The sequence below is a fragment of the Paenisporosarcina sp. P4_D4 genome (assembly GCF_056401835.1).
Map to the genome: position 1 here is coordinate 1 of NZ_JBFUIO010000034.1, position 13131 is coordinate 13131.

The 13131-nt window shown below is 42.6% G+C and carries 10 protein-coding genes, 1 pseudogene and 1 riboswitch; of the genes and pseudogenes, 10 read left to right on the forward strand and 1 reads right to left on the reverse strand.

The window, feature by feature from the left end; genetic code table 11:
• The 9 genes from AC1DSL_RS09710 to AC1DSL_RS09750 all read left to right on the forward strand — a co-directional run.
• Positions 1-340, forward strand: a 340-nt coding sequence (locus AC1DSL_RS09710) for a nucleoside/nucleotide kinase family protein (protein ID WP_477532012.1), incomplete at its 5' end; no start/stop codon positions are given.
• A 225-nt stretch (positions 341-565) separates the two neighbouring features.
• Positions 566-952 carry a DUF402 domain-containing protein gene (locus tag AC1DSL_RS09715; protein ID WP_477532013.1) on the forward strand — a complete coding sequence of 129 codons (387 nt, stop codon included), beginning with the start codon at positions 566-568 and terminating at the stop codon, positions 950-952.
• A 904-nt stretch (positions 953-1856) separates the two neighbouring features.
• Positions 1857-2309: a YrvL family regulatory protein gene (locus tag AC1DSL_RS09720; RefSeq protein ID WP_477532014.1), complete on the forward strand. Its 453-nt coding sequence runs from the start codon at positions 1857-1859 to the stop codon at positions 2307-2309.
• A 94-nt stretch (positions 2310-2403) separates the two neighbouring features.
• Positions 2404-2895 carry a hypothetical protein gene (locus AC1DSL_RS09725; protein WP_477532015.1) on the forward strand — a complete coding sequence of 164 codons (492 nt, stop codon included), beginning with the start codon at positions 2404-2406 and terminating at the stop codon, positions 2893-2895.
• 496 nt (positions 2896-3391) lie between these two features.
• Positions 3392-3581: riboswitch (cobalamin riboswitch) on the forward strand.
• Between the two features lie 185 nt (positions 3582-3766).
• Positions 3767-7372: a DUF4430 domain-containing protein gene (locus AC1DSL_RS09730; RefSeq protein WP_477532016.1), complete on the forward strand. Its 3606-nt coding sequence runs from the start codon at positions 3767-3769 to the stop codon at positions 7370-7372.
• A gap of 142 nt (positions 7373-7514) precedes the next feature.
• Positions 7515-8384, forward strand: coding sequence for a DUF4430 domain-containing protein (locus tag AC1DSL_RS09735; RefSeq protein WP_477532017.1), 870 nt, complete (start codon positions 7515-7517; stop codon positions 8382-8384).
• Between the two features lie 80 nt (positions 8385-8464).
• Positions 8465-9343 (forward strand): energy-coupling factor transporter transmembrane component T, encoded by an 879-nt coding sequence (locus AC1DSL_RS09740; protein WP_477532018.1) that lies wholly within the window; start codon positions 8465-8467, stop codon positions 9341-9343.
• Complete coding sequence (locus AC1DSL_RS09745) at positions 9325-11004, forward strand: ABC transporter ATP-binding protein (protein ID WP_477532019.1); 1680 nt, start codon at positions 9325-9327, stop codon at positions 11002-11004. Before AC1DSL_RS09740 ends, AC1DSL_RS09745 begins: the two co-directional genes overlap by 19 nt.
• Complete coding sequence (locus AC1DSL_RS09750; RefSeq protein WP_477532020.1) at positions 10980-11681, forward strand: ECF transporter S component; 702 nt, start codon at positions 10980-10982, stop codon at positions 11679-11681. Before AC1DSL_RS09745 ends, AC1DSL_RS09750 begins: the two co-directional genes overlap by 25 nt.
• A gap of 34 nt (positions 11682-11715) precedes the next feature.
• Here the strand turns inward: AC1DSL_RS09750 and AC1DSL_RS09755 are convergent.
• Positions 11716-11982 (reverse strand): annotated as a pseudogene (locus tag AC1DSL_RS09755) (thioredoxin reductase); the annotation flags it as partial.
• 441 nt (positions 11983-12423) lie between these two features.
• On the opposite strand from AC1DSL_RS09755, the gene AC1DSL_RS09760 reads away from it, so the two are divergent.
• Positions 12424-12972, forward strand: a complete 549-nt coding sequence (locus AC1DSL_RS09760; protein WP_036659453.1) for a hypothetical protein — start codon at positions 12424-12426, stop codon at positions 12970-12972.
• The last annotated feature ends 159 nt before the right edge of the window (positions 12973-13131 follow it).

Sequence of the window (13131 nt, forward strand, 5' to 3'; positions counted from 1 at the left end):
AACAAATTCTTTAGATTTAGCAAAGGACGAGTATGTGAACCCAGAATTAAAAATAGCAGATAGGGATACGATTTTTATTATTGATGGAACTTTTTTATTTAAAAAGGATTTAAGTAACCTATACGATTTTAAAATATTTGTTAAAACTGACTTTGACTTAGCTAGAAAAAGAGGAGCTAAAAGAGAAGAACGGGCATTTGGAAGTTATGAAAAAGCTGAAGAAATGTTCCTAAATAGGTATCACGTTGCTTCGAAACTTTATTTAGAACAACATTCACCTCAACTTAATGCAGATATGGTCATTAATAATAATGAATTAGATAACCCATATTTTGTTTAAAAGAAATGTCTTATTCAACTAACGGGGCAGGTTAGTTGAAGAAGGGAATTACAAATAATAAAGCGAAATATATAGGATAAAACACATTGTAAGGATGAGTGTATTGCGTAATATTGTGAAAATTAAAGCCCTTAAGTTCCCTGATGTTCTTCATTATGACTGGAAGGCGAACTGATTCGTCACACCTGTGATTATTTACTAGTCCTATGCAAACCGGGGCTCAAATTGATTCATCATACCAAAAATAAGATTTTTACTATCGATAATACCTCTCTAGAGTATTTTTCTTTGAAAGAGTGGTTCACAGCTGCAATAGAAGTTGAAGATGGAAAAGTTGTATCTACTTATTGTAATGTGGCAAAACCTTCTTTATTTAAAAACGGACAAATAAGTTTTGTTGACCTAGATTTAGATTTTATTCAGGAAAAGAATAATGACTGGAAAGTAGTAGATGAGGATGAATTTGAATCAAATAGTATTAAATATGGGTATTCAAAAGACTTGAAGAGGGAAACAGTAGAAGCGCTGGAAAGATTAAAGGAAGAAGTGAGGCGGGGAAACTYTCCTTTCAACAATGAAGTGGCATCTCAACATAATTCCAAAATTTATTAGATTAACGGAGTGACGGGGCATTGCTTTTTTGCACGAGATAGATTGTGAAAAATTGTACTTAAACTAACGGGGCAGGTTAATTGAACAAGGAAATGTTGAAAAAGGACCTAAAATTCTTGGGGAAAGGGAAGTAAGCGTAATACGATTCGATAATTTAGGTTTTTATACAAAACCTTATAATTCTACATGGGAGGTTTACCCTCACCATAATGCTTACTGTCATCATAAAAGGAAGTGTGAGGCAAACTGGATTATTATATAAGTTGTTTGTTTTCTTCGGTTTGTATAAAAGCATCAGTTAGCAATTGAATATCTTCACGTATCTGAGACTTCAGTTTAGGACAGTCACACTTGAAATAATCATCAACTAATCTTGTTAGTTCGTAACTAAATAGATTCATAGGCACAATCTCCTTTTTATTATCTCCTTTTAAATAGTCCCTAAATCCTATTATGAGACATTCTCATATTAATTAAAAGGAATATTATATAGTCAAACTATTAGATAAGTTATGGAAACATCTATTGAGAGAGAGAAAGGATAGATTATTTTTATGACCATGTACAAAATTCGTAATAGAGATACACAACAGATTTTTTCGGTAACTAATGGCTGGATCAACGAATTCTAAATAGGTGGTATTTTAATAATCAGAAGACGGCACAGCTGTTGCAATAGGTTTATTCGGAAAAATAAATTCGTTTCTTCAATATGAAGAAACGTTCTTTTTTTACTAACGGATGCTTTACTTCAATAAGGGTTAAAACCCTTTTCTTATTCAACTAACGTGGCAGTTTAGTTTAACAAGGGTTGAAACGAAAGTTTGTTGATTTAAATCGGAACTTATATACATTTAATCTGTATAAAAGCAAAAGGTATCCTGACTGAAACGAGGTGGTTAATATGAATAAAAATAAAACAATAGTAATTTGTGCGTCAATTGTACTGATAATTTTACTTGTACTTACTTTTTTTGAATTCATCTTTTTGAGATTACTCGGATTACAATATAATTCAATTGGTACTTTAGTATTTTTCTTTATTATGTACGTATTCCTTGAAATACCTCTCTCCTTTATTAAAGATGGAATACCAAAAGCTTTAAAATCTGTTGGTATGATTCAATCAAGTAAGGGGTGGTTGTCATTTATTTTAGATACAGGGCTGACTTTTTCATTAATTAAATTACTCGATATCTTTATGGTGAATATTTCGATTACTTGGCAAGGTCCACTAATATTTGCATTGATTACAGGACTTATCAGTTCGAAATTAAAAAAGAATGAAAAAGAGCCTCAGATGATTAATAGCGAAGAATTTAAGGAATTAGAAAGAAAGTTTAATTCTAATAGCTAATCAATATAATGGTGTGATTGTTTAAAAAGGCAATCGCTTTTTGTGCTAACGGGGCAGGTTAGTTGAAGAAGGAAGAAAAGGGAGATGAACAGAAATGAAAATAGATTGGCAAAGCTTAAAGTTGGTACAGGGTTGTTTATTGACTGGTATTTATGCAAATCAACTTAATGTATACCAATACAATAAATTCTTAGTTATTAATTCTGTCCTACTTATTTTAAAGATAAAAAACCCACATTCCCTTGAATTCTGGTATTGGAAAATAGATTGGTTCGAAGACGAAATAGGAGATGACTTTCTCATTATTGAAGAACAGGAAACACCAGAACCAATTGAATATAGGTATGAGCCAGAAATTGCCCCCAATCAACATCTACTAATGAGTTCTAGTTTTTCTGTCGAACAAAACAAAATTAAGAAAGTTAGTGGATACGGATTTAAAGATGAGAAAAGTGAAATCTTAACTTCTATTGTTTTTGAATTAGAGGAATCATTCATTTCTATAACAACCGGAGCTGTTATAACAACAAAAATTACAGAAAAGGAGCCTGATGATTTAGGAGACTTAATTTTCCCTTGTGACTGACAATGCATTTATATAATTCAACTCGGAGCAGTTAATCCAAGAAGGATTAATTCTACTTTTTGTTGAACTTATTGATCTAAAGGGTGCTTTAGTTGAAGATCCTCGTGCTGCTTAGGCAGCTTTTTCTTATTGAACAAACGAGGCAGGTAAGTTCAATAAGAGGATTAATTTACCAAATTAATAAGAAGCATTTTTGAACTAATGGTACTACCAACGTATCGCAGGATATTTTAGGAAAAGAACATTTGATTGTTGAAATCATTGACTCAGATGAAGTAGGTGGGCTAAAGGTCTATTTATCAAAAAGTTATATATTGGAATTATTCCCAGACACTTCAGAAGAGGATGATGAGTTCTGGAGACTTTTTAATCGTAGGAGCGATAACCCCCACTTTATCTCTATATAAAAAATCATCCATTTCTTGTAGGCAAACTTTACCAATTCAATTATTGTAATTCTATTTCCATTAAACTATAATGAAAGCGATTTAATAATTGAATAGTTATATATTTTGGTTCTTTACTTGCGGGTAAAGATTAAAAAGGAACCAGGTTAAAATCCTGGACGGTCCGGCCACTGTAATTGAGGGAGTGACTTCCATGAGCCACTAGTTGAAAAACTGGGAAGGCGGAAGAAACGTACCAACCTCATAAGTCAGGAGACTTGCCTAAATATAGATGTAGAATACCTTCCGGGAAAAGGTTGCATTGTGGATCATTGAATTTCTTTTTGAATTTGTGAGAATACAAAGGCTCTTACCTTTCTTCCGGGGGTAAGCGCTTTTTTTGTTTGATTTCGAAAAGGGGAGGATTTCACGGAACCGCAACAACACGTTAATCAAAAATTCTATGAGAAATGGAGAATCATCACTTGACTACCTACAAACAGAAATTGCGACGCCTTCTTCCTGCATTATTGGCATTGATTATGCTCGGGTCCTTGATTTCACCGATCCAGGCAGGAGCCATAGGGGAAAGCGGAAATGCTTCGCTGCCTCAGGAGACGAGAGGCCAGCTTGCCGAAGGGCAAATTAATACACAAACGCAGTCGACACAAATCGACCGTAGCGCCGAGATAAGAGCAAAAGTGGAACAAGCAATCGAGAAAACGAAAAACTACTACATACAGAACCCCCCTGACTATTCCAAAGGGACTTCACACAGCAATTATTGGCTGATGTCCGCTTTATGGGGTGTAGGGACGGACTTGGAAAACGACGTTCCATGGAAAGAAAATGCTTCCCCATGGAATCCAGCGTCCTATTGGACCGTCGGTAAGGAAAAGGTGACTACTTCCTCGAACGAGGATGCAGGAATTGTTATCGGTTCCATCGTTTTGGGCAAAAACCCATATAAATTCGGGACACGGGACATTGTGCATGATTTAGTTGCGAAGCAGAAAGAGAACGGATCTTTCTTTACCATTTGGGGAGAGCCTTGGGCAATGGTCGCGCTTGATCTGATGGAAGCGGAGTATGACCAGGATAAACATATCCAATATATATTGAGTAAGCAAAATCCCACGACAGGATACTTTGGCGATTCCGATGTGACAGGGTGGATACTGATCGCCCTAGCCCCACATTTGGACCGGCCGGATGTGAAAGCCGCTGTCGACAAGGCGGTCCAAGGGATACATGACAACCGGAACAAAGCCACGGGCGAAGTCATGGGGCAGATGTTCGGGGAAAACTCCAATAGCGTCGCGCCTATCATCAATGGCTTGGCGGCGGTAGGCGAGGACCTCTTCTCGGAAAAGTGGACCATGGAAACGACGCAGCTCGGATCGGTCAACCTGATTGAACGATTTGTGGACCGCTATCAAATGGCTGATGGCAGATTTACTTGGCAGGAGAACACTTTGGGCTCCTGGCAGATGGCAACCGAGCAAGGATTGCTTGCCATCTCTGATGCCGTTGCAGGAAAGTCGACTTTCGTGCGGCTGAAAGACTACAAGGAGCAAGAACTGGACAAGCAAACGAATGTCTCGGTAAGAGTGGAAGGAATCAACGATACGCTACTCATGAATAAAGATGTCCAAGTGGAGACATTCATGGAAGCCGCCGATGCTTTCGATGCGACGGAGCAGGCGCTTGCCGAAGCAAGCATCCCGTTTGAAGGATCGAGTTCCTATATTGCCAAAATAGGGCCAGAGGAACAAGCGACGTTCGGGGCCTGGGATGGCTGGCAGTATATAGTGAATGATGACTATCCGGGTGTGTCTGTCGGAGAGTACCCGATTGAAGACGGAGATGAAATCGTCTGGTTTTACGGGAACGTCGGGGACATTTACCAAGATATCGATATAGCCGATGAAGTGGAGGAATTGACCCTCCGCCCAACCATTTCAATTGCGCCGAAATTACTTGAAGGCGATGAAATTGAAGTGACGGTTACGGCAGAATACGATGTATACAACAGCTCCTGGGAACTGGAAAAAGAGAACGAGATAGCGAAGATCAAAGACGCGGCCATCCAATTCGACGGAAAGACATACAAAACGGATGGCAACGGGGTCGCACGCATTCCAGGTGAAAAAGCAAGGGTCGGGACGTATGAGCTGAAGGTCACAAAAGACATTGACGGCAGTTATCCAAGGCTCCTGCGCCAAGCAAAAAAAATCATCATTGAGGAAGATCCCGACAGCGGTGCCATCCCGTCGGACAAAACGGTCACACTGTCCGTCGAGAAGCGCACGATTGGTCTCGGAGATATCATCGTGCCTATGGGAGTGGCGCTGCAAAATGGGGATACTGCGTTCACATTATTGAAAAGAGTGGCCGATCAAAAAGGGGTATCCATTGATTATATTGGATCCGGGGCAGGGCTTTACGTTCAGGCGATAGAAGGTCTTGGAGAGTTTGACCATGGTTCGCAAAGTGGCTGGATGTATTCGGTCAACGGGAATTTCCCGGAATACAGTGCAGGGAACTATGTGCTGAAAGACGGGGATGTCCTCCGCTGGCAATATACGAAGGACCTTGGGCTTGATCTTGGACAAGGAACAATCCCGGGTACCGGAGGGGGAAGCAGTCCCGGAAGCGGCAATAGCGATGGAAACAACCAGATCGAGATTCAAAAATCAATTGCCGATGCAGCAGGATGGATCGGAAAAAACCGTGATTTCACCAAATATGATCACTTCATCGATTGGGATGTACTTGGTTTGGCAAGGGCTGCTCAAAAAGTTCCAGCTTCTTACTACGCTGCGTTCGAGAGCTATGTAAAGGCGGAAAAAGGAGAGTTCAGGAAAGTCACCGATTATGAGCGGATGGCGTTGGCCATCACCTCGATCGGGAAAAATCCGAGAAATATCGCGGGATATGACTTCATTGAAAAAATCTACAACAATGAACGCATGACGATGCAAGGGACAAACGGTGTCATTTTCGCATTGCTTGCCTTGGACTCGAAAAAATATGAAGTTCCTGCGAATGCGGTATGGACGAAAGCCAAGCTGGTGGACTGGCTGCTTGCGAAACAGAACGGCGATGGTGGCTTCCCGCTGGCGGATGGAGCTGCAAGTGATATCGATATGACTGCCATGGCGCTACAGGCCCTAGCGAAATACCAACAAAACAAAGAAGCGAAGGCTGCAACAGATAAAGGATTGGATTGGCTGTCCAAGCAACAACTGGCTGAAGGTGGATTCCAGTCGGCGGGATCAGTCAACAGCGAAAGCGTTTCACAAGTGATCATTGCGCTGTCGAGTCTTGGAATTGACTTGGAAGACAATCGATTCAAGAAAGAGAAGGGCGATTTGCTTTCAGCACTTCAATCCTTTGTCAATAAGGACGGGGGGATTTCCCATACGATAGGCTCGGGAAGCAACTACATGGCCACCCAGCAAGGGATGATGGCTTTGGTCGCCTATGACCGTCTCAAAACTGGCAAAACCGGCCTGTATGATATGGGAGACGTAAAGGCATCGACCCCGAATCTTTCATTCCCGGATGTCAAGAAAGGATCTTTTGGGGAAAAAGAAATACAGGAGCTTGCTGAAAAAGGTGTAATTGCTGGCTTCTTGGATGGGACGTTCAAGCCAAACCTAGAATTGAACCGAGGGGAAGCGGCGATTTTATTTGCCAGAGCACTGGATTTGAAAGCTCCGGAGTCGCCGGCAGGATTCAAGGATGTAGCCAAATCCAGCGTATTCTATGAGGCCGCACATGCTACGAAAGCGGCAGGCATTTTCAGAGGTCAGGGGATCGGGGAAACTTTCGGTGCTGGTGAAAAACTGAATCGTGAACAAATGGCTTCAGTGCTTGTCCGAGCTTTTGGATTGAAAGCCACAAATGAAAAAGTGAAATTGGCTGATCTGGACAGTGTGTCGGATGCACACCGGAAAGATGCAGAAATTTTATATCAAAATGGTATCACGCTTGGGAATGGGAACGGAAATTTCGATCCTAAAGGGTCTGTCTCCCGCGCGCATTTTGCCGTGTTCCTTTCCCGTTCACTGAACAACAAGAAATAAACAGTGTCGCGTTCATTTTATCAAGTGTTCACATTAAATATCGTATTTCAAGGACGGTCCAGCATTCCTCCAATAAGGTGCTGGAATGTCTGCAATATGGAGGACATTCAATTCAAAGAATGTTAGTAAAGGGGGACTATCGTTGAGGAACCATGTGAAGATCTTCGCAAATTTGGCCGCCGCTTTTGTATTGGTTCTTTTGCTGGGCGCATGCGGATCGTCACTGCAGAAACCGACAGGGCTGGAAAAACCGCAGAGCAGCCAGGAAACGGATGCAAGCGAGGAGCTGACGGAACAGGAACCCGTAGAAGAGAACGAGGGAATCTCTGAAGAATCAATAACGGATTCCCGCAAGGAAGAGCAAGAAAAAGCAGGAGAAACCAAGGTACGGGTGGAAAATGAGCAGGTTACAACGGTTGCGTCGGCAAAGAAAGAAGTGCAGCAGCCTACTCATGCAAAGGAGCAGGCTGAAAACAAGCCAGGAAAAGCCGAAAATCATACGTCAGGGCCTTTAGGGGAAGGTGGCAAGCAACCTTCAAACGCCACTTCCGGCAATCTCCCAAAAACGGCAGCACCCGTACAGGTCCCTTCCAAGCCACCGGCACCCCCTGTGGAAAGCCCGGCTGAAAAAGAAAAGGAACCTGAAGAGCAAGCATCCACAATCGTCTTCTCAATCGTCATCTCGTCAAGTGAGGTCCCTCTGACTCCTGTAAAGATGGAATTCAAGGAAGGGGATACCGTACTGGACGCATTGATCCAAATCACGAAAAAACATAAAATCCAAATGGATTACCGTGGCGGGAAAGGCGCCAGTGCATACGTGGAAGGTATCGCCAATGTCTATGAATTTGATCGTGGACAGGGGAGCGGCTGGATGTACCGTGTAAATGGGGTATTTCCTGATCGTGGGGCAGGCACGGTCCCGTTAATGGTGGATGATCGTGTCGAATGGCTCTATACGACCAGTCTTGGGGAGGACCTGAAAGCCGACCTGAAACCTTTTCGCCGTTAATTTAGCCAAGCGAAAACCGGCCAGTGCAATGCGGCCGGTTTTCTGCATGAGAAACGTTAAATGAAAGAAGGTGTACAAATATGGAAAGTGGCTTTCGCAGCTGCCACCCATTCGTGGTTTTCTTCTATTATTTATGTGTCGGCTTTCTCGCCATGTATTTCAATCATCCAGCATTTCTGCTTGTGGCGTGCTTGTTGCTGTTTGGGGCCAATCTTGCCCATGGCGGCGGCAAAGCGCTCAGGAAATGGATTCCATCACTCGTCTGGATGAGCGTTGCCATTATTGTCTTGAATCCATTGTTGAATTCAAGGGGTACGCACATTTTCTTCTACTTTCGAGGGAAGCAGGTTACCCTGGAAGCCACGATGTACGGTGTCGTAATGGCGCAGTCGATTGTCATGATCCTGCTGATGTTCATTTCATTCAACATCATTTTGAACGGCAATAAATTTCTGTTCGTTTTTTCTTCATTCTTGCCAAGAACCGCCTTTTTGACCATGCTGGCCATCCGCTTCGTCCCCCTTTTGAAAAGAAGGCTGGATGAAATAAGCGACGTGCAGCGCATCAAAGGGACGACAGCCTCGACAGGAACCATATGGGAGCGAGCGGGAAATGGGATGACCATGCTGCAGATTTTGTTGACATGGTCCTTGCAAGAATCATTGGACACGGCGGATTCAATGAAGGCGAGGGGATACGGGACGGGCAAGCGGAATCCTTATATTCCCTACAGAATGAACAAACGGGATAAGGGGTGGCTCGTGACAATGACTGCTCTTTTTGCGCTATGTGTAACAGGCGGGATGCTTGGGTACGGCAAAATCATTATCTATCCAGCTCTGGGGACATTGCACCTTTATTTCCTGGATTGGGTCCTGCTTATTTGTATGATGTTATTGGTATCATTTCCATTGCTCGTTGAAGGGAGAGAACAATTGAAGTGGAAATTTTCCGTATAGAAGAAATGACATTCGGCTTTCCCGACATGGAATGGAAAGCACTGAAGGATATCCATTTAAGTGTGAGGGAAGGGGAATTTGTAGTGCTATGCGGCCCGAGCGGCTGCGGCAAGACGACATTGCTGCGTCTTTTGAAAAAAGAGCTTGCCCCTGCAGGCAGGAGGAAAGGGGAAATCTATTACGAAGGAAAGCGTTTGGAGGACTGGGAAGAGAGGTTATTGATTGAACAAATTGGCCTTGTTTTTCAAGATCCCGACAATCAAATCGTCATGGATGAAGTGATGCAGGAAATTGTGTTCGGCTTGGAAAATCTGGGCTACTCGAATTTCGAAATGCGCAAAAGGGTTGCAGAGATGGTCCATTTTTTTGGAGTGGAAGGATTGCTGAGATTGAAGCCATCGGAACTATCCGGTGGCCAGAAGCAGATGCTGAATTTGCTTTCCGTTCTGTTATTGAAGCCCAAGGTGCTGCTGCTGGATGAACCGACTTCCCAGCTTGATCCAATTGCGGCCAAAGAGTTGATTCTCATTCTGGAAAGGCTGAACAAGGAAATGGGCATGACGGTCATTCTTGTCGAACATCGGTTGGAAGAACTGTTCGGGGTTGCGGATCGGGTACTCATGATGGAGGATGGGAAAATCGTTTATGATGGAAACAGCAAAGCGGTCATCACCGAACTGTACGCGCGGGGAGACGAACGATTCATCCCTTATGTCCCTTCAATATCTAGGCTTTATATGGAAAAAGAAGTTTGGCCAAGACTGGATGGCATACCATTGAACGTGAAGGAAAGCAAAGAGTGGATCCGAACACTGCCGGTATATCCTGCACTTGAAGTTGCGGATGCCGATGCCACTGAGGGAACTGGGAGGCAGCGGGTACTGGAAATGAAGGATGTATATTTCCAATACGAGAAAAAAGGATTGATGATCTTGAAAAGTCTTTCGCTGGATATTTTCAAAGGGGAATTCTTTGCATTGGTCGGAGGGAACGGTTCAGGAAAATCCACTGTTATGAAGGCGTGCATTGGAAGCATCAAGCCGAAACGGGGAACAGTATGCTATGAAGGAATGGAAGTAAGTAAGCTGAAGGGCAGGAAACTGTATGAAAGAATGGCCTACCTTCCCCAAAATCCACGGACCTATTTCGTCCATGATACCATTGTGAAGGAATTTGAAGAAGCGGTCGTGCGACACGATGTGAAAAACGGCACTGCCAAAATGGAGGAATTGATGAAGGCATTCAATATTACACATCTGCGGGATCGCCATCCGTATGATTGCTCAGGCGGAGAAATACAAAGGGCGGCACTTGCCTGCATGCTGATTGGCTCTCCTGATATCCTGTTCATCGATGAACCGACAAAAGGGCTGGATCCCATCTCGAAAAAGCGCTTTTCCGAAGTGCTCTATAGGCTCCATCGTGAAGGATTGACCATCATGATGGTGACGCATGACATCGAGTTCGCTGCCCGGAATGCACAAAGATGCGCTATCATGTTTGATGGGGAAATAACGGTTGCCGGCACGGCGGATCAATTATTCAAAGGGAATTACTTCTACACCACGGCAATCAACCGGGCGACAAGGTCAAGCAATGTATATGAAGCACTTACGTTAGAGGAGGCGATCGAAACATGGCCCGCTCCCACATTTACTTGATGGCCGCTTCTTTTATTGTGCTCACCATGCTCATTGTTTCCATCGTTTATTTCGATTACAATGCCTATCTGCTGCTGAGCCTTGCGATTATCGCTTGTACCATGCTCCCCTTCTTTTCCCGTTTTGAATTCAGGGAATTGGCAGGGCGGGAAATCGTCATTTTGGCGATGCTCGCGGCCATTGCGGCGGTTAGCCGCGTTCCTTTTGCGGGCCTGCCCAGTGTCCAGCCCACGTCATTCGTCATCATGATGGCCGGTCTTGTTTTCGGGGCGGAATCGGGCTTCATCGTAGGGGCTGTCGCAGCGGTCGTTTCCAACATCTTCTTGGGACAAGGACCTTGGACTCCATGGCAAATGTATGCGTGGGGAATGCTTGGGATGAGTGCCGGTCTGTTGCGTAACGTTTGGTGGATGAAGAAAATGTGGGGTAAGTGCATCTTCGGGTTCCTTTGGGGATATTTATTCGGTTGGTTCATGAACATGTGGATCATTGTAAGCAACATGGAGATGTTGACAAGGGAATTTTTTGTCGGTGTCTATGTCTCCAGCATCTATTTCGATTTGGCGCATGGATTATCGAATGTATTTTTCATTTTAGTTTTCGGGTCAAGATGGACGAAAATCTTGGAACGCTTCAAGAGAAAATACAGTCTGCTAAGTGTGAAAGGCTATGTGTAAGTGAATACATTCTTCTTTGATGCATTTTCGTGGTTCATTCAAACTTGTATTTTTCTTTAATCAAATCTTTTATTAATTCTTTATTACGAGTTTTAAAGACCTCATTGTGAGATGAAATCATCCCCAGACTAGCAGCATCCGGTTGGATGTATTGCTTTGCTTTGTTAATGGTGTTGGCTGTGTCTTGAAATGTACCTGCAATCAAATTAAGTTTGCAATCATGTTTCAATAAATCGCCTACTGCAACGACTCCTGGAATCGATGCTTCACTGGTGATGCAGCTTGCTATAAAGCAGCCATCAGCCAACTCCAACTGGACGGGACTATTTTTTCCAAAGATTAATGAAGACTCCTGAATTTAATAAGTGATAAATTGCTTTTTTCATTTTCAACTATCGGGTGCTTTAGTTGAATAACCGGCAGCCTTTACAAGGCGGCTTTTTCTTATGGCCWAGATTTAATCGTGTACCTATACTTAKSTGTCGTATAGRTTACWGAACTTAGATTATTGAACGAGTTCTTGAACATTAATWAAAGARTTAACCTCACAAAACACTGTAAATATAGGGTRTTCATTAACTCCTGRTTTWCTGAACAAAACCCTTCGGTTCAGTGATTGAATCGGGCTTTATAAGATCTTTGAAAACGTTATTAAACGGTGAACTATTTGGTAATTCATTTACAAGGGAGTTTATCTGTGGTAATATAACTAAATATTCCCAAGATTAAAGGAGATTGAATGATGAAAAAACTATTATTGCTTATTGCTTCACTTTCTTTAGTGCTTGCAGCTTGTACTGAAGACAAAGAAGACAAAGAAGAGAAAAAAGTTACAACGACTGTAGGAACTAAATCTGAAGAAACTGCATCTGAAGAAAAAGCGAACCCTGCTGGAGATATGATGAAGTTTTACTTATCAATCTCTCAATCTATTAATGCTGTAGATGCAGATCTAAATGCTTTTGAAAATGTAGATGTAGAAGCACCTCCAGAAGCTGCTGAGCTTAAAAAAATGCGGGATGCTGCAAAAACAGCTGCTGCAAATACTGCGGTTAAAGTAGAAGAATTAGAAGTTCCTGCAGAATTAAAAGATCATCAAGAAACAATTGATTCAGCATTAAACAAAATGCAAGAAGCTTATACAATGAAAGCAGACGCATTAGCTGCAGAAGGTGACGTTGTATTAGATGAGGCAAATGCTAAATTTGAAGAGGCTGAAGCTGAATTAAATGAGGTACTTAAAGAAGTTGGCTTAGCAGAATCAAGCATTGCCAGCGAAGTAGCACAATAAGAAAAAATCGTCCGATTGAACGGACGATTTTTTTATTTAACATTATGTCAGTCGGTATATATACAAATGTGAAGCCAGCTGCCTTTAAAGGGCAGCTTTTCTTRTGGAGTAATGAAAWCGAATACTTCCCAATCCGGGTGYTATGTCTACTWGGAGTGC

Bases quoted from the DNA above. Each gene is read 5' to 3' on its own strand.
- AC1DSL_RS09720 (WP_477532014.1), top strand. From the start codon at position 1,857: ATGAATAAAAATAAAACAATAGTAATTTGTGCGTCAATTGTACTGATA.
- AC1DSL_RS09725 (WP_477532015.1), top strand. From the start codon at position 2,404: ATGAAAATAGATTGGCAAAGCTTAAAGTTGGTACAGGGTTGTTTATTG.
- AC1DSL_RS09740 (WP_477532018.1), top strand. From the start codon at position 8,465: ATGGAAAGTGGCTTTCGCAGCTGCCACCCATTCGTGGTTTTCTTCTAT.
- AC1DSL_RS09750 (WP_477532020.1), top strand. From the start codon at position 10,980: ATGGCCCGCTCCCACATTTACTTGATGGCCGCTTCTTTTATTGTGCTC.
- AC1DSL_RS09760 (WP_036659453.1), top strand. From the start codon at position 12,424: ATGAAAAAACTATTATTGCTTATTGCTTCACTTTCTTTAGTGCTTGCA.